The organism is Chitinophaga sp. ARDCPP14, from assembly GCF_051362515.1.
GTDB lineage: Bacteria > Bacteroidota > Bacteroidia > Chitinophagales > Chitinophagaceae > Chitinophaga.
Window position 1 is genome coordinate 13,913 of sequence record NZ_JBKIXB010000003.1, and the last position, 16,121, is coordinate 30,033.

General features: G+C 48.6%; 14 protein-coding genes and 3 tRNA genes. 13 read left to right on the forward strand and 4 right to left on the reverse strand.

The annotated features are described in order from the left end of the window. The first annotated feature begins 15 nt into the window (after positions 1-15). Positions 16-1,353: a tRNA lysidine(34) synthetase TilS gene (tilS, locus tag ACLHR0_RS09030; protein WP_436486006.1), complete on the forward strand. Its 1,338-nt coding sequence runs from the start codon at positions 16-18 to the stop codon at positions 1,351-1,353. Between the two features lie 45 nt (positions 1,354-1,398). Here tilS and ACLHR0_RS09035 read toward each other — a convergent pair whose 3' ends face one another. Continuing rightward, on the reverse strand, positions 1,399-2,019 hold the full coding sequence (locus ACLHR0_RS09035; RefSeq protein ID WP_429047825.1) for a rhomboid family intramembrane serine protease: 621 nt from the start codon (positions 2,017-2,019) through the stop codon (positions 1,399-1,401). Between the two features lie 30 nt (positions 2,020-2,049). After that, the gene (locus ACLHR0_RS09040; RefSeq protein ID WP_436486008.1) at positions 2,050-2,523 is read right to left on the reverse strand and encodes a 23S rRNA (pseudouridine(1915)-N(3))-methyltransferase RlmH; all 474 of its coding nucleotides are present in this window, start codon (positions 2,521-2,523) and stop codon (positions 2,050-2,052) included. A 125-nt stretch (positions 2,524-2,648) separates the two neighbouring features. Here ACLHR0_RS09040 and ACLHR0_RS09045 point away from each other — a divergent pair. The 9 genes from ACLHR0_RS09045 (at position 2,649) to ACLHR0_RS09085 (ending at position 6,985) form a co-directional block, all read left to right on the forward strand. Further along, a tRNA-Arg gene (locus ACLHR0_RS09045) sits at positions 2,649-2,722 on the forward strand. Positions 2,723-3,051: 329 nt separating this feature from the next. Next, positions 3,052-3,876, forward strand: a complete 825-nt coding sequence (locus ACLHR0_RS09050) for a DUF6597 domain-containing transcriptional factor (protein ID WP_436486010.1) — start codon at positions 3,052-3,054, stop codon at positions 3,874-3,876. A gap of 76 nt (positions 3,877-3,952) precedes the next feature. Further along, positions 3,953-4,396 carry a DUF6223 family protein gene (locus ACLHR0_RS09055; protein ID WP_436486012.1) on the forward strand — a complete coding sequence of 148 codons (444 nt, stop codon included), beginning with the start codon at positions 3,953-3,955 and terminating at the stop codon, positions 4,394-4,396. 34 nt (positions 4,397-4,430) lie between these two features. After that, positions 4,431-4,844 carry a VOC family protein gene (locus tag ACLHR0_RS09060; RefSeq protein WP_436486014.1) on the forward strand — a complete coding sequence of 138 codons (414 nt, stop codon included), beginning with the start codon at positions 4,431-4,433 and terminating at the stop codon, positions 4,842-4,844. Positions 4,845-4,987: 143 nt separating this feature from the next. After that, positions 4,988-5,064 (forward strand) — tRNA-Arg (locus ACLHR0_RS09065). A gap of 143 nt (positions 5,065-5,207) precedes the next feature. Continuing rightward, positions 5,208-5,284 (forward strand) — tRNA-Arg (locus tag ACLHR0_RS09070). A gap of 130 nt (positions 5,285-5,414) precedes the next feature. Continuing rightward, positions 5,415-5,573, forward strand: coding sequence for a hypothetical protein (locus tag ACLHR0_RS09075; RefSeq protein WP_436486016.1), 159 nt, complete (start codon positions 5,415-5,417; stop codon positions 5,571-5,573). Between the two features lie 90 nt (positions 5,574-5,663). Then, the gene (locus ACLHR0_RS09080; protein ID WP_436486018.1) at positions 5,664-5,951 is read left to right on the forward strand and encodes a hypothetical protein; all 288 of its coding nucleotides are present in this window, start codon (positions 5,664-5,666) and stop codon (positions 5,949-5,951) included. A 29-nt stretch (positions 5,952-5,980) separates the two neighbouring features. Then, positions 5,981-6,985, forward strand: coding sequence for a hypothetical protein (locus ACLHR0_RS09085; protein WP_436486020.1), 1,005 nt, complete (start codon positions 5,981-5,983; stop codon positions 6,983-6,985). Here the strand turns inward: ACLHR0_RS09085 and ACLHR0_RS09090 are convergent. Both ACLHR0_RS09090 and tkt read right to left on the reverse strand, forming a co-directional pair. Beyond that, positions 6,973-7,719 (reverse strand): HAD-IIB family hydrolase, encoded by a 747-nt coding sequence (locus ACLHR0_RS09090; RefSeq protein ID WP_436486022.1) that lies wholly within the window; start codon positions 7,717-7,719, stop codon positions 6,973-6,975. The genes ACLHR0_RS09085 and ACLHR0_RS09090 overlap by 13 nt on opposite strands. Before the next feature lie 9 nt (positions 7,720-7,728). Then, positions 7,729-9,804 (reverse strand): transketolase, encoded by a 2,076-nt coding sequence (gene tkt, locus ACLHR0_RS09095; RefSeq protein WP_436486024.1) that lies wholly within the window; start codon positions 9,802-9,804, stop codon positions 7,729-7,731. A gap of 415 nt (positions 9,805-10,219) precedes the next feature. Between tkt and ACLHR0_RS09100 the strand changes: the two genes are divergently transcribed. The 3 genes from ACLHR0_RS09100 to ACLHR0_RS09110 are packed head-to-tail and all read left to right on the forward strand — an operon-like array spanning position 10,220 to position 16,117. Beyond that, positions 10,220-13,354: a SusC/RagA family TonB-linked outer membrane protein gene (locus ACLHR0_RS09100; RefSeq protein ID WP_436486026.1), complete on the forward strand. Its 3,135-nt coding sequence runs from the start codon at positions 10,220-10,222 to the stop codon at positions 13,352-13,354. Between the two features lie 19 nt (positions 13,355-13,373). Next, on the forward strand, positions 13,374-14,741 hold the full coding sequence (locus ACLHR0_RS09105; protein ID WP_436486027.1) for a RagB/SusD family nutrient uptake outer membrane protein: 1,368 nt from the start codon (positions 13,374-13,376) through the stop codon (positions 14,739-14,741). A 26-nt stretch (positions 14,742-14,767) separates the two neighbouring features. Then, positions 14,768-16,117 (forward strand): DoxX family protein, encoded by a 1,350-nt coding sequence (locus tag ACLHR0_RS09110; protein WP_436486028.1) that lies wholly within the window; start codon positions 14,768-14,770, stop codon positions 16,115-16,117. Positions 16,118-16,121: the final 4 nt, after the last annotated feature.

Here is a 16,121-nt window from a genome sequence, read left to right on the forward strand (position 1 = left end):
TCCAACAAACAACGCATGCCTCAACATCTAATAACTGATTTCACTGCTTATATCTCCGGCCGGCAATTATTTGATCCTGCGCAAAAGGTGCTGCTGGCCGTAAGTGGCGGGGTGGACTCCATCGTAATGGCCGGGTTGTTTAAAAATGCCGGTTACCGCGCCGGTATTGCCCACTGCAACTTTCAGCTGCGGGGTGAGGAATCTGAGCGGGATGAAGCTTTTGTACGGAACATGGCAGCAACACTGGAACTGCCGCTGCACGTAGTAAAATTCGATACCAATGCTTATGTGGCCCGGCATCGTGTAACCATACAGGTAGCCGCACGTGAACTGCGTTATCAATGGCTGGAAGAAGTACGCGCTGCGGAAGGATACGCATATATTGCCACCGCCCACCATATGCAGGACAGTGTGGAAACAGCATTGATGAATTTCGCCAAAGGTACCGGTATTGCCGGGCTGCATGGCATTCTGCCCAAACAGGAACGCCTGATCCGCCCGTTATTGTTTACGGAGAAAGACCGGCTCATAGCGTATGCCGCCATGAATAATATTTCTTTTGTAGAAGATAGCTCCAATATAACTGACAAGTATACACGTAATTATTTCCGTCACCAGGTGATTCCGCGATTACAGGAAGCCTTTCCTGGTGTTGTGAAAAATATGTCGGCTACTATTGAACGGATCAGGGAAGCGGAGATCCTTTACCAGGAAGCATTGGCGAAGCACCGTAAACGCCTGCTGTTCCAGCAGGGGAACACCTGGATGGTGCCCGTATTGAAGCTGCAGAAAACGATCCCGCTGCAAACAATTGCCTGGGAGCTGTTCCGGACTTTTGGCTGTTCATCCGCACAAACGCAACAGGTATTATCGTTGATGGAAAGTGAATCCGGCAGGTATGTGGATACGGCCAGTCACCGCATTGTGCGCAACCGTCAGTGGTTGCTTATTACCCCGCTGGCAACAGATGCGTCGCCGCTGGTAGTGATTGAACCCGGACAGCAGCATATTCATTTTGGCGGCGGACAATTACAGGTCCGTGAGCAGGAGCGGGGCAACGCCGGTATTCCAGCGTCGCCGGAAATAGCCTGGCTGGATGCGGCACAGGTTAGCTTCCCGTTGATCCTGAGAAAGTGGAAACAAGGCGATTACTTTTACCCGCTGGGCATGCCCAAAAAGAAAAAGGTAAGCCGTTTCCTGATTGATCAGAAATTATCAATGCCGCAAAAAGAAAATGTATGGGTGCTGGAATCAAACAAACGTATCGTGTGGCTGGTAGGTATGCGGGTGGATGACCGCGTGAAGATTACGCCCAAAACGAAAGCAGTACTTAGTATTACTTTTGCGAAATAAGAAATAGCCGGCGGAGTGGAATACCAACACAGCCGGCGGTTTCATTTATCGTCCGAATCTTGGATGCTTGAGCATCTCCAGGAAATAGGCGCCCAGTTCTGGATGGAAAATCAGTGGAAATACGATACCGAATAGCGCGCCCCACATATGTGCATCATGATTGATATTATCGCCGCCTTTTCTCGACATGTACGCTGACAAAGCGAGGAACAAAACGCCATAAATTACGGCAGGGATGGGGATGAAAAACAAAAAGATCGTATTCCACGGATCTATCATGATGGCTGAAAACACCACCGCAGAAATAGCTCCCGAAGCTCCCAGCGAAGAATAACTGGAGTTGTTACGGTGTTTTATGTAAGATGGGATATTTGCAACAATGATTCCCAATAGATAGTATAAAATATAAACCAGCTTGCTGTGAAAAAGCTGCATGAATAAATTTTCAATGGCAGGGCCAAAGAAAAATAATGTGAGCATATTGAAAATGAGATGCTGAAAATCGGCATGCACAAACCCTGAAGTAATGAAGCGGTAATATTGTTTGTAACGCTTTACCATGTACGGTTGCAGGCTCATCTTGTCCAGCTGGTCATAGTTCTTAAGGGCAGTATAGGAAACAAGACAGGTAATAATGATAATAATCAAACTGATGGAAAGCGTCATATAACCGGTTTATTTAGGTGGTAAAGGTACTTATTGATGATGATACTTTTCTCTGTTTAAAACTGTATAAGCACGATACAGTTGTTCAGCAAAAATAAGACGCACCAGCTGATGCGGAAAAGTAAGCGGGGATAAAGACATTTTCAGTTGCGCCCTTTGCAACACGGCATCATCGATACCAAACGCACCGCCAATTAATATGATCAGCTGACGTGTACCTGCATTGTTGCGTTGCTGCAGGAAGTCGGCAAACTGCACAGTGGTCATCATCTTTCCTTTCTCATCCAGCGCAAGCAGAAAATCGGTAGGCTGTAACATATCCAGGATAATTTTTGCTTCCTGTTTTTTCAATTCCGGCACCGATAAACTGGCAGCCTGCTTTACCGTGGGGATTAGTTTTACTTCAAAATCCACGTAATGCAGCAGTCTTTTCTGAAAAACAGCCATCCCATCCCTGATGTAGGGATCATGTTCTTTTCCTATGCTCCAGAGTTGAATTTTCACTTCGTTTAATAATTAAGCAATTGGTGTAAAAGTAAGTGTAAATCAGAAGATTGCAGAAATTTTTTTGATAACTATTTGGGATTTTCGAAAAATCTCCTACCTTTGGCATCCATTCATAAACACATGGCTCCGTAGCTCAATTGAATAGAGCATCTGACTACGGATCAGAAGGTTTCAGGTTTGAATCCTGACGGGGTCACAAGGCGGAATTCCTTACCAATAAGGGATTCCGCCTATTTCTTTTCTTGTATAGTGATTTTTCAGAACGCGTAACACTTCCGGTAACGTTAAAATTGCCAGTGAAACTTCTTCCCAACAACTGTTCCCGGTTCGAAATAACAAATCCGCATTTATCAGTAAACACGAATTGATAGCTTTTAAACAATTTGCCTATGCAAAACAAATAATACCGCACTGATTTTGCTATGACGATGATGTTGATATTCCTGCTTATAAACGAGGCAGGAAAGTCCATCGTCAAATCAAGTAAAATAAGTAATAAACATTGAGTCCAACACCGTATTACGTATGAACTATTATACAATTCCGCCTCCGGTCAAACTTGCGGAATACATTCAGTTCTTTTGGGTACTGGAAGGTTCAGCTACAGCTGAAAAGCCATTCCATCACCGGGTGCTGGCCGAGAGTTCACCGGAATGGATATTTTATTGCAAAGGACAATTCGAGGCTTACGGGGTGGGCGACGACCGGCACAAAACTTCTTTCTCCTGTTTATCGGGACAGCTGCAGCATTTTAGAAAACTATATACTTTGAACGATTTCTGCTTGTTCGGTGTATACCTTTTTCCTTATGCAATCCCCGGTATTTTTGGTTTACCAGCCCATGTGCTGAGTGATCAAACAGTGGATACAGAAACACTGCTCGGAAGAGAAGGACAGTTGCTCGAGCAAAAAGTATTCGCGGCGTCTGATCACCGGCAACGTGCAACACTCATTTCTCAATTTATTTTGCAGCGGCTGGCGAAGAGCGCGGAAACAGCGAGTCCTGTTTTTACGTCGGTAAGACAGATCCTGATGTCTTCCACTGCCTTGTCTATTCCTGCATTGGCGGATGAGTGTTATTTGTCCCGCAGGCAGTTTGAAAGAAAATTTATTCATTATGCGGGGTACAGTCCTAAACAATTCCAACGGATTGCCCGTTTCAATGCAGTTATAAAAGGGTTTGAGAAACGGCCGGTATCGCTCACGGAAATGGCGTACAGTTGCGGATATTACGATCAGTCCCATTTTATCCACGACTTCCGGTTATTTTCAGGGTATAATCCCAAAGCTTTTTTCACGCATCAGAAAGATGCGGCTGATTACCGGGCGTTTGAAGAATTCAATCCCTGACGCGGAGGCTGAAACATGTCGCGATTTTACAATTTTGTTGATTGCACCAACAGTAGCTTTGTAAAAAAAGAGCCTTATGAACTTACAGCGCAAGACCTTCATAAAAAATCATATTCCATTCATTTTCTTTATTGGATTGTTTATTTTGACAACGGAAAAAGTATTTTCACAAACAACACCAGATGGAACTTCACCGGCTGTCAGCGGCATTACCACCGGGCGGGCCCAGGCCCTGGCTGGCGCGATCATCGCACTCATTAGTTTAATTATGGGATGGCGGGCTAAAGCCCGTTCCCGTTCAACACATCTTACCGGAAACAGGCAGAATAAACCAACAGCAGCTATTATTGCGTTGTCGCTGGGAGCAATAGCCATTATCCTCAGTGTTGTACATCTCAGCACTTCTGCCGGTGCTGTTTTTGGTTCAGGCAGTGGAAAAGCCGGAGCCATTGTGGCACTTGTACTGGCACTGACGGGCGCTACTTTAAGCGGACTGGCGCTTCGTCCGAAAGGAAAGTGAAATAGCGTTTTTCATAAATCAAATACCGCATGCTATGGACAAGCACAATGAACTTGTAGCTTTTTATGGTGTTCGTTATATCGTAAAAGATGTAGCCGCCACTGTACCATTTTATAAAGAGCTGCTCGGATTTACGGTTGACATGCAGGCTGCGCAGGGTTTTGCAAAGCTATCAAAAGGAACCCTCCACTTGTACCTGAATGAGCCGGGCTTTGGAGGCGCCGGACAGCCGATGCCTGATGGTACCGCGCCTGCACCGGGCGGATGGAACCGGATCCAACTGGAAGTAATTAACCTGGAGGCGTTCATTGAAACATTGAAAACAAAGGATGCACGTTTTCGCAATGGGCTGGTGACAGGCGCCGGGGGTAAACAAATTCTATTGCAGGATCCTTCAGGAAACCTGGTTGAATTATTTGAACCAAATGAACAGGCCAGGTCCCTTTAATCCCTGCTATCTGTTGATGGCAGACCTTTACAGCTACCTATACAAATCACGTATACCCGTTAACGGTAGTCTCGGAAAAATAGTTTTAATTTTTTTTGTTTAATTTAAAACAAATCCTACATTTGCAATCCCAAACAGGGAATGGCTTCATAGCTCAACTGAATAGAGCATTTGACTACGAATCAAAAGGTTTCTGGTTTGAATCCAGATGAGGTCACCAAAAGACAGAAAATGCTGCATTAACTGCAGCATTTTCTGTCAAAAGAAAAAAATCTGGAGAAAAGCTTTCAGGTATAAAAAATTGAAAAATAATTTGTTAGAATAAAAAATTGTTCTACATTTGCAATCCCGAAACGGGAAAACGGCTTCATAGCTCAACTGAATAGAGCATTTGACTACGAATCAAAAGGTTTCTGGTTTGAATCCAGATGAGGTCACCAACTAAAGGACGAATACGAGTTACATCGGTTCGTCCTTTTTTTATGCCCGGGTATTTACATTAGTTATATTTGGTATATATTTGTAATAACCGGCACCTGTTAAAACAGTCAACCATACCAACACACCACAATGAAATCCCTATCCGCATTCGCCATCTTCCTACTCATCTCCTTTACTAGCCTGGCACAGCCGCAAAACAACCATACGGAAGAAAAGATCTGCTTCCTCACTTACGGCTTCCCCGATATTGAAAGGGTTCAGGTGGAACAAACCATCGCCCGGAAATAGGGCTTTGCTTTTTATACAGTAGGGGAGTGTACCGTTGACCAAACGCTCATCGACAGCGTAGCCCGTGTCAATAACGTGGCGAATAGAAAGATGGAGGCAAGATATGGCAGCAACTGGAGCAGCCGCTATCAGCAGGAGGTAGACGCCGTTTTCGCCACCCCTGAAAGGGCGCAGGAATTGGTAAATCAGCAACTGTATATCTGGCGCAAGGAACAGGAATTAAAAGTGCAGAACGACAGCCTCCGGTACGCCTGGGCTGCTACCGGAAGAAAAGGCGTTTATAAGGTAATCGTTTCCGGATCAGCAAAAAATATTATCTTTTACAAGCTGTTGGTAGACTATCCAAAATATAAAGTTTCCCTGCTGACAGACAGATAATTGTTTTACCCAAACGGAAACCGGGAATTATGATACGGATCAGAAAAGAAGGCATACTGCTGAAACAAACCAATCTCGAGTTTGAAAACGAAGGCGTGCTGAATCCCGCCACTATCAGGGCGGGAAACGAGGTGCTTTTTTACTACAGGGCAGTACAGAAAGGCAATCACTCCAGCATCGGTTTTTGTAAATTAAGCGACCCGCTTACGGTTGAACAACGCCTGGATAAACCCATTCTGTTTCCTGAACACGACTACGAAGCAAAAGGGCTGGAAGACCCCCGCATTGTGTGTATCGATGGGGTATACTATCTCACGTACACTGCTTACGACGGTGTGAGCGCCTGCGCCGCGCTGGCCACTTCCTCCGATGGTGTAAAGTTTGAAAAACACGGGCTGATAGTAGCGCAAATGGATTACGCGGAATTTAAACGGCTTGCGGAAACCAATGGCCCGCTGGATGAAAAATATATCCTGTACAACGATTTTAATCCTCGTTTATGGGATAAGGATGTAGTACTTTTCCCCAGAAAAATTAATGGCCGGTTTTATTTTCTGCACCGCATAAAACCACACATACAACTGGTTTCGGTAAACGAACTATCTGATCTTACGGCGGATTTCTGGAAAGATTATTATCTCCATCTCCGCGACCATATCATACTAACGCCAAAGTATAAACACGAAATGAGTTATGTGGGCGCCGGTTGTCCGCCGGTGGAAACCCCGCACGGCTGGCTTTTCATTTACCACGGCGTGCATGAAACCCCGCAAGGCTACGTATATGTGGGCTGCGCAGCCTTGTTCGATCTCAATGATCCTGCGAAGGAACTTGCACGGTTACCTTATCCCATATTGGCGCCGGAGCGGGATTGGGAAATCAGGGGAGATGTGGATAATGTTTGTTTCCCTACCGGCACAGTCGTATTCAACGATACCCTGTATATTTATTATGGCGCCGGTGATGAAGTGATTGCCACCGGAAGCATCAGCTTAACTGAGTTGTTAAATGAACTGCTGGCTTATCCTGTATAGCAGGCTATAACCGCTTCAATTACGCGTTTCGTTTCATCAGGGTCGCGCACTTTGATGCAGGCTACGCCCGTTTCCTTTGCGGGGTAATCATTGCCGCCTGGAAAAATGGCGTCTCCTGCAAACAACATTTCTTCAATAGTGATCCCTAAAATATCCCTGAGTTTGTGGATGCCGTAGGCCTTGTCGATGCCATGCCTCGTGATATCCACTGAAGTAGTGCCGCCCAGGCTTACAGAAAACTCCGGGATGATGCCATCCAGCAAGGCTTTCATTTTTTGCCTTTTTGCAAAATCGGGATCCCACTTTTTCTTTTCTTCCAGCGGGGCTTCCTGTCCTAATGCAGAGAAGGTGATCTGGCTGCCACGGTCTTCTATGGCAGGCCCCCAAAGTTTTGCAGCTTTATATCCCAGGGTGTTTACCACTTCATTCAAAGCGCTGGTGATTTTCTCTTTTTCTGCTGCGGTGAAATCTTCCGCATATAATTTATCCCACTTACCATTGTACGCGTAAAACTGTGTGCCACAGGTAGGGAGAATAGATAGCCGTTCCAGCCCTTTTTCGCCAGGCAGTTTTGCCAGCACCTGCTGCTCAAACTGTGGCCAGGCGCCGCCGGAAATAATCGCCACCCTGGCCACGGTTAGCAATGAATATAATAGTCCGCTCATTTCTTCATCAATAGCAGATTTACTCTGCGCCAACGTTCCATCCAGGTCAAATACCACCAGCTTCTTCATTTGTTGCGGTTATTTTTTTAGTAAGGCCAGTGCGCGTTCACAAATATTATCTGCCGTGAATCCAAACTCACGCAGCAATACTGGTCCCGGTGCAGAGGCGCCAAAGTGATCAATAGAAATAATCTCACCCTTATCACCCGCATAACGGTGCCATCCCTGTGAAATACCTGCTTCCACTACTATCCGGTTTGTTACATCGGGGGGAAGTATCTGGTCGCGGTAAGCCGGAGATTGCGCTTCAAACAGCTCCCAACTGGGCATGGATACGGTGCGCACGGCGATGTTAAATGACTGTAGTTTCTCCTGCGCAGCTACAATTAAGTCCACTTCGGCGCCGGTGGCTATCAGGATCAGCTCAGGCTTTGCGTCAGGCGCATCTGCGAGGATGTAACCGCCATAGCGTAACCCATTGGCAGCTGCATATTTGCTGCGATCCAGGGTAGGCACCGCCTGGCGGGAGAGGATCAGCGCTACCGGTTTGTCCGGTTCAAGGATTGCTATCTGCCATGCTGCAATCGTTTCGTTGGCATCTGCCGGACGGATCACTACCAGGCGGGGAATGGCGCGGAGTGCGGCCAGCAGTTCCACCGGCTGGTGGGTAGGACCGTCTTCTCCCATAGCAATACTGTCGTGCGTAAACACAAAGATTACTTTCAGTTCTGAAAGAGCCGCCAGCCGGATCGATGGCCGCATATAATCGGAAAAGGTGAGGAAGGTGGCGCAGTAGGGGATGATGCCGCCATGTGCTGCCAGGCCGTTGGAAATAGCGCCCATAGCGTGTTCCCGCACTCCATACTGGATATTTCTGCCATCGTAGCCCCATACACCGCCGGCAGCGCCCTGCAGGTCGCCATGTTCCATCGCCGGACTTTCAAAATTACCGGCGTCCTTTAATTCTGTATTGGTGGACGTGTTAAGATCTGCTGAGCCACCGATGAAACCGGGAAGATGTTTGAAAAACGCCTGCATCACTTTCCCCGACGCGGCGCGGGTGGCCAGTCCTTTGGCATCAGCAGCAAACGGCGTAATGTCCTTATCCCAGTCTTCCGGAATATGGTCATGTATCAGCGAGCGTAATTCTTTGGCCAGCTCCGGGTATTTTTGTCCGTAGATGATCATTTGCTCCTCCCATTTGGAAGATAATGTTTTGCCAACGTCTACGGCTGCACGAAAATGATCCAGGGCTTCCGCCGGCACTAAAAAATCCGGTTCCACCGGCCAGCCAAGTTTCTCTTTCGTGAGTTTTACATCTTCAGGGCCCAGTGGGGAACCATGCGCACCGGTGGTATCCTGTTTGGGAGAACCAAAACCAATACGCGTGCGCACGAGGATGATGGAAGGCCGCTCTGTTTCTGCCTGCGCCATACGGATGGCTTCATCAATTGCTTCCAGGTCGTTGCCATCGGCTACCTTCTGGGTATGCCATCCGTACGATTCAAACCGTTTTGCATGATCTTCTGTAAAGGTAACCGGTGTGGCAGATGCCAGGGTAATCCGGTTATCGTCATACAAATAGATCAGCTTGCCCAGCCGTAAATGACCGGCGAGGGAAGCGGCTTCGGATGCCACGCCTTCCATCAGGTCGCCGTCACTCACCAGCGCATAGGTGTAGTGGTCTATTACCGTATCACCCGGACGGTTATACTTTGCTGCCAGGTAAGCTTCCGCCATCGCAAGGCCAACGCCGTTGGCAAATCCCTGTCCAAGCGGACCGGTAGTTACCTCCACGCCCGGCGCCAAACCCCTTTCAGGATGCCCCGGTGTTTTACTGCCCCATTGCCGGAACCGCTTCAGCTCTTCCAACGGCAAATCATACCCCGTAACATGCAGCAAACTATATAACAAGGCAGAGCCATGTCCGGCCGATAATACAAACCGGTCGCGGTTAAACCAATGCGGATCGGAAGGATTATGACGCAGGAACCGGGTCCATAGTACATAGGCCATCGGCGCAGCTCCCAATGGCAGCCCCGGATGCCCGCTGTCTGCTTTCTGTACGGCATCTACCGATAAAAAACGCAGCGTATTGATACATAGTTCATCCAATGCAACGGAATTGGGAATAAGAGAAGTGTTGTTGGTCATGGTATTCCTTTTTTGTAATAAAAATGATCATACATAGGTCAACAAACTTCATGCGCAGATGGTTGCCGTATTATTTTTTAATTAGTCTACTAAAATTATAGACTTTTCAAAAAATATTGTATTATTGTGCTTCGTAGGCTTTCCGGGTCCGCTTTAGGGGAAACTCATCCACCTGTTGACATACCCCGTTTATCTTTCAAAATAATACCGACATGGAAACATCATTACAGTTAATGAGGAATAGTTGCTGTGTAGCATTTGCGGCAAACCGATGTTAGGACGCATCAATCAGAAATAAAAAGGCCGGAACTGTTGACGCAGTTCCGGCTGGTAATCAAGGCTGTTGGAGACATTTTACAGTGATTGCAGTTACCTGCTTTCACCGGCCTCATTTTTTCATACCAAAGTAAAGATAATGAAAATTGCTATTGCATGCAGCTGCGGGCTGCTGCTGGCGGCTACCGCATGGTCGCAGGAATTGCGCGCACCTCACAGCGCAGATACCACCAAACCTGTGCACAGGAACATTGTTCAAAACAACATTTCACTTTCAGGACGGATTATCGACGCCAAATCACAACAACCTATCGCCGGCGCTATTGTGCATATCAAAGGCACCACCCACGAGGTGCAAAGCGGTGCGAACGGGGAGTTCGCCTTCCTCACCGGTCAGAAAGTGCCGGTCATCTACCAGATCTCTTCCCTGGGTTATAAACTCAAAGAAGTATATGCCGATAAATCCAATGCAGGCAATATCGCCCTGGAAGAGCTCAGTACACAATTGAACGACGTGGTGGTAGTAGGTTATGGTACACAGAAAAGAAGGGACCTTACCAGCGCCATCTCCTCCGTAAAAGGCAGCGACGTGGTAACGGTGCCGGTAGCCAGCTTCGATGCACAGCTGCAGGGCAGGGCCGCAGGGGTACAAATTAATTCCAATACCGGTGTTCCCGGCGATGGCGTATTTGTAAGGGTACGCGGTACTACCTCCATCAACGCCGATAATGACCCGCTCTATATCATCGACGGTGTATTTATGAATAACTCCAGCCTGCAAACGGTGAATACCGGCGGCCGCTCGAGTTCCCCGCTGGCGGATATCAATCCTGCTGATATTGAAAATATAGAGGTATTGAAAGATGCCAGCGCAACAGCCATTTATGGCTCCCGGGGCGCCAACGGCGTAGTGATCGTTACTACCCGCCGCGGCAACTATAACAGCAAAGCAAAAGTAACGGCAGATGTATCGGCTGGTGTAGCCTGGGCGCCCAAAATGTGGGACCTCACCACCGGCCCGGAACATGCTACGCTGGTCAATGAGTTTTACCGCAACTCCCTGGCTGATGCCACCGCTCTCAACGACAAAGCAGGCATCACCAAATACAGCTACCAGCCCTTCCGCGCGCTGACGGACAATCCGGATAAATCGCCTGCACCCAGGGGATTGCCGCAGGATCAGCAAACCTACGACCGCCTCGGGGAAATATTTCAAACAGCCCCGCTTCAGAATTATAACCTGTCCCTTTCCGGTGGTAACCGTGAAACCAAGTATTATTTCGGCGGCGGCTATTCCAAACAGGAATCTATCCTCCGGCCCATCTCCTTTGAAAGGGCCAGCTTTAAACTGAACATCGATCAACGGGTGAATGACAAGGTAACCATCGGGTCCAGCAACAGCTTCTCCCGCAGCTTCCGCAGCCAGGGCCGCGCTGGTGATGGCCCGCAGGGTGGCCTGTTGCAGGCAGCCTTGCATACGCCCACCTATCTCCCGGAAACAAATCCCGACGGTACACCGGCACGGTGGGCAGGCTTTGATAACGTGCAGGTACTCATCGATAACTACGACGTACACACCACAAGCCTCCGTTATATCGGAAACCTTTACCTCGATGCCACACTGCTGCCGGACCTGAAGTTTCACAGCAACATCAGCATCGATTACAATAACTATAACGAATCCGAATACTGGAATAACCTTACCCAGCTGGGCGCCAGTCCCACCAACGGTTTGGCCACTTCCGCCATTACACAAAACACCTCCTGGATCAATGAACAAACACTTACCTGGCGCAAACATGCAGGAGAAAAACATTTCTTCGGCGTACTGGTAGGCAACACCATCCAGAGTAATACGGAAACATTAACCTCTGCGCAGGGAACCGGCTTCCCTAACAATTCTTACAAATATATTTCTGCGGCCGCAACCCGCACCGCTGCGCAAACATGGACCCGCAGCACATTGTCGTCGTTCTTCTCCAGGATCGATTACAACTATGCAGGTAAATATTATTTTGAAGCAAGCATCCGCGCAGACGGCTCCTCCAAATTCGGCGACAACTATAAATGGGGATACTTCCCCTCTGTAAGTGCATCCTGGCGGCTCAAGGAAGAAAACTTCCTGAAGTCGGTGAACAGCATCAGCGATCTGAAAGTACGCGCCAGCTACGGCATCACGGGGAATCAATCCGGCATCAGCAACTTCGCGGCAAAAGGGCTGTGGTCCGGCGGTGCAGGCTACCCCGACAACAGTACCGGCGATCAGCCAGGCACCGCACCCCTGCAGTTGCCAAACCCCGACCTACGCTGGGAGAAAACCAGCCAGTTCAATGGCGGACTGGATCTCGGATTACTCAACGGCCGTATCAATATCACTGCAGATGTATACTACAAATACACCAGCGATGTACTGCTGCAACTGCCTAAAGCAGGCGTTTCGGGCTTTACGTCGATCTATAGCAATGCCGGTGAAATCAGTAATAAAGGGTATGAAATCGGGATCAATACCACTAATATCAGCACCCGTAATTTCACCTGGACAAGCAGCCTGAATATTGCCGGCAATACCAACCGCATTGAAAAACTGCCAACGCCGATATACCAGTATAACCGCGACTGGATCATCATGCAGGAAGGTTCACCCATGTACTCTTTCTGGCTGTACAACCAGCTGGGCGTGGATCCGCAAACCGGTAACGCGATCTTTGAAGGTGAGAAAGATGGCAAGCTGCCGGTATCTGCCCGCAAAGTAATGGGCAACGCCATGCCGAAATTTTATGGGGGCTTCAGCAATACCGTTTCCTATAAAGGTTTTGACCTGAGTGTATTGTTATCCTTCCAGTATGGCAACGACGTATACAACCTGAACAAATTTTTCGGAGAAGGAGGAGGCACCCGCGATGCCAACCGCGTGTTATTTGCCGATCAGCTCAACCGCTGGCAGAAACCCGGCGACATCACCAATGTACCGCGCCTCACCGCTTATGGTCTCAACTACACCATCGATCAAAACAACCGCTTCCTGGAAGATGGTTCTTTCCTGCGGCTTAAATCACTCACTGTAGGATATACCATTCCTAAGTCTGTCAGTGAAAAACTGCATATCCAGCTACTGCGTGTATACTTCATCGGTAGTAACCTCTGGTTGCTGACCAAATATACGGGGCTGGACCCGGAATCAAACGTAACGGGTATACAAACCGTACAGGGACTGGATCTTGGCACGCCGCCGCAACCACGCAGCGTGCAGTTTGGCTTAAACGTAACTCTTTAAACGCTCTTAATTCTCCTGTATGAAAGCATATCGGAAATATATATCGCTCTTCTTTCTTTCGCTGACAGCCTTGTCATGCAAGAAATTTCTCGACGTGGAACCACGGGACAGTGTGTCTGACGAACAAACGATCATTGATAAAACATCCGCCACTACGGCTTTGCGCGGTGTGTACAGGAAGCTGGGCAGCGACGGTTACTACGGCGCTTTGTTCCAGACCTTCGGCTACCTGCCCGGCGATAATGTGCAGTGGACCGGCTCCCAGTCGGTTATACAGCAGTTTATTACCCATAAAATAAATGCGGACAATGGTAACCTGCAAACGGTGTGGGCGGCTATTTATGCTACCATAAACGGCGCCAACAACGTGATTGCAAAAGTACCCGGCCTGCAGGACGCTACTTTTTCGGATACGGAAAAGAACCAGGCAGTAGGAGAGGCGTACTTTATCCGCGCCCTGAGCTACTTTGATCTTGCCCGCACCTGGGGAAATGTGCAAATAACGTTAACGCCTACACTCAATGCTTCCGATAAGCTGGATGTAAAAGGCAGCACACAGGCGCAGGTATACCAGCAGGTGCTAAGCGATCTGAATGCGGCCGACTCGCTGCTGCAACCGCCGTCTCAAACAGGCGCGCCTAACCCCGTGAGGGTAAACCAGCAAACCGCCTGGGCGCTGAAAGCACGCTACTATCTGTACCAGTCGGACTGGACCCAGGCAGAAGCCTATGCCACCAAAGTAATTAGCGACACACGAAGCTATACGCTGCTCAAGCCTTACAGCGCCTTCTTTTCCCCGGCCAGCGCCGTGGCTACAAAAGAATCTGTATTTGAGCTGTCGTACAGCGCTACCTACCTGAGCGGCCACCGCAACTACTGGCAACCGCCGGCCAACGGTGGTACGCGGCAATGGGCGCCATCAGATGCGTTTATCACGCTGGTAAATGATCCGAAAACAGGCGGCAACCGCAACGCACTGGTAGCTAAAACCTCTGCCGGTCTGTGGTATGGCAACCTTTACTACAGAAGCCCCGCCACCGATCCGGCTTATGTGATCCGCATAGCTGAACTCTACCTGATCCGCGCGGAAGCACGCGCCCAACAGGATAAACCAGATCTGGCCCGCGAAGACCTCAACGTTATCCGCGATAGGGCCGGGCTCTCACCAGTGAATGAACTGATTGCTAAGAATGACCTGCTGCTGGCCATTGAAAACGAACGGAGAATAGAATTCGCACTGGAGCCTCACCGCTGGTTCGACCTGGTACGTACCAAACGCGCCGGCGCCGTGTTGAATATCACGAATCCCCAGCTGTATGTATTTCCGATCCCGGCCAACGAAGTCACCTTATCGAACGGCAATCTGAAACAGAATGATGGTTACTGATCTTATCACCTTATAACAAATCACCAATGAGTAATGTCACAATAGGGGAAACACCCGCCTGGAAAGACTATGAAAAAATTGGGTTCAGGGTAATCTTTATTTACTTCGTGTTGCAGGCGTTGCCGCTCGACTGGAAGTTTTACAGTTACCTTTTTTCTACCCCCATTTTTAAACTTCATTATGAAGATATCTTTAACCTGGCCAATTATGCTACGCGCTTCAGCGCGGGGCCTGCTACCTATGCCGACTGGGGCATACTGCTGATCATTGCAGTAGCGGGCGCCGTTGTATGGACTTACGCCGATGGCCAACGGACACGCACCTACGACGCAGCCTTTTACTGGCTGCGCGTGATTCTCCGGTACCGGCTGGCACTGGCACTGCTGGCCTATGGCTTCCTGAAGCTGTACGCATTGCAGGCGCCATATCCCTCGCTGAGCAGCCTGAATACACCGTACGGCGATTTTAACCGCTGGAAGTTGTTTTCTCTCAGTCTTGGCATCGTTCCTTCCTACGAACTATTCCTCGGCGGTGTGGAAATATTTTTAGCGGTATTGTTACTGATCCGTAAAACCGCATCTATAGGCGCTTTCATGTTCCTCATCTTTTGTGGTAATGTCTTTATGTCCAACCTGGCATACGAAGGCGGCGACCAGGTATACAGCCTGCTGCTGATCACCTACGCCTTTGTTATCTTCAGCTTCGATCTGCAGCGGATTGTCCGTCTGCTCATTCTCCAAAAACCTACAGCAGCAGCTACGTTTAAACCGGCGTTTGAAGGTATCCGTAAAAACGGCAGGTGGATCCTGAAAACAGCTTTCCTGCTTTTCTTTGTGGTGATTTATGGTGTGAAAACAGGTGTGGGCGCAAAATACGATCCCTATCAATATCCCACCACCAAAGGGTTACCGGCTATCAGCGGGTTATATAATGTGGCCACGTTTATTGTTAATGGCGATACGCTTGCTTATTCATTAACAGATTCCCTTCGCTGGCGCAACGTGGTGTTTGAAGAATGGAACACCATCAGCATCCGCACCAACAAACCGGCATTGGTAGATTCCAATAATCAGCACCTGGTGAAACGTGATAACGCGGAAAGGCTATACGAAATAGAAGGTACTAGCGGCAGGCATTACTACAGTTACGCCGCCGATACTACGCAACACCTGCTTACCCTGCAAAACAGGCACCCCAGGCTGTCGGCGGAAACCTTGTCGCTGCACTACTCGCGGCCGGATAGCAACAGGGTGATACTCACGGGAACCACCTACAGCAGGGATTCTATCTATGTAGTACTGGAAAAAGTAAATAAGAAATACCTGTTGGAAGAAGTGGCAAACGGAGGAGGACGAAACAGGAAGTTAAAACTTTAAACCA

Coding starts and splice junctions, on each gene's coding strand:
- ACLHR0_RS09060 (WP_436486014.1), top strand. CDS start 4,431: ATGGACAAGCACAATGAACTTGTAGCTTTTTATGGTGTTCGTTATATC.
- ACLHR0_RS09105 (WP_436486027.1), top strand. CDS start 13,374: ATGAAAGCATATCGGAAATATATATCGCTCTTCTTTCTTTCGCTGACA.
- ACLHR0_RS09100 (WP_436486026.1), top strand. CDS start 10,220: ATGAAAATTGCTATTGCATGCAGCTGCGGGCTGCTGCTGGCGGCTACC.
- ACLHR0_RS09110 (WP_436486028.1), top strand. CDS start 14,768: ATGAGTAATGTCACAATAGGGGAAACACCCGCCTGGAAAGACTATGAA.
- ACLHR0_RS09055 (WP_436486012.1), top strand. CDS start 3,953: ATGAACTTACAGCGCAAGACCTTCATAAAAAATCATATTCCATTCATT.
- ACLHR0_RS09085 (WP_436486020.1), top strand. CDS start 5,981: ATGATACGGATCAGAAAAGAAGGCATACTGCTGAAACAAACCAATCTC.
- tkt (WP_436486024.1), bottom strand. CDS start 9,804: ATGACCAACAACACTTCTCTTATTCCCAATTCCGTTGCATTGGATGAA.
- ACLHR0_RS09090 (WP_436486022.1), bottom strand. CDS start 7,719: ATGAAGAAGCTGGTGGTATTTGACCTGGATGGAACGTTGGCGCAGAGT.
- tilS (WP_436486006.1), top strand. CDS start 16: ATGCCTCAACATCTAATAACTGATTTCACTGCTTATATCTCCGGCCGG.
- ACLHR0_RS09080 (WP_436486018.1), top strand. CDS start 5,664: ATGGAGGCAAGATATGGCAGCAACTGGAGCAGCCGCTATCAGCAGGAG.
- ACLHR0_RS09075 (WP_436486016.1), top strand. CDS start 5,415: ATGAAATCCCTATCCGCATTCGCCATCTTCCTACTCATCTCCTTTACT.
- ACLHR0_RS09035 (WP_429047825.1), bottom strand. CDS start 2,019: ATGACGCTTTCCATCAGTTTGATTATTATCATTATTACCTGTCTTGTT.
- ACLHR0_RS09050 (WP_436486010.1), top strand. CDS start 3,052: ATGAACTATTATACAATTCCGCCTCCGGTCAAACTTGCGGAATACATT.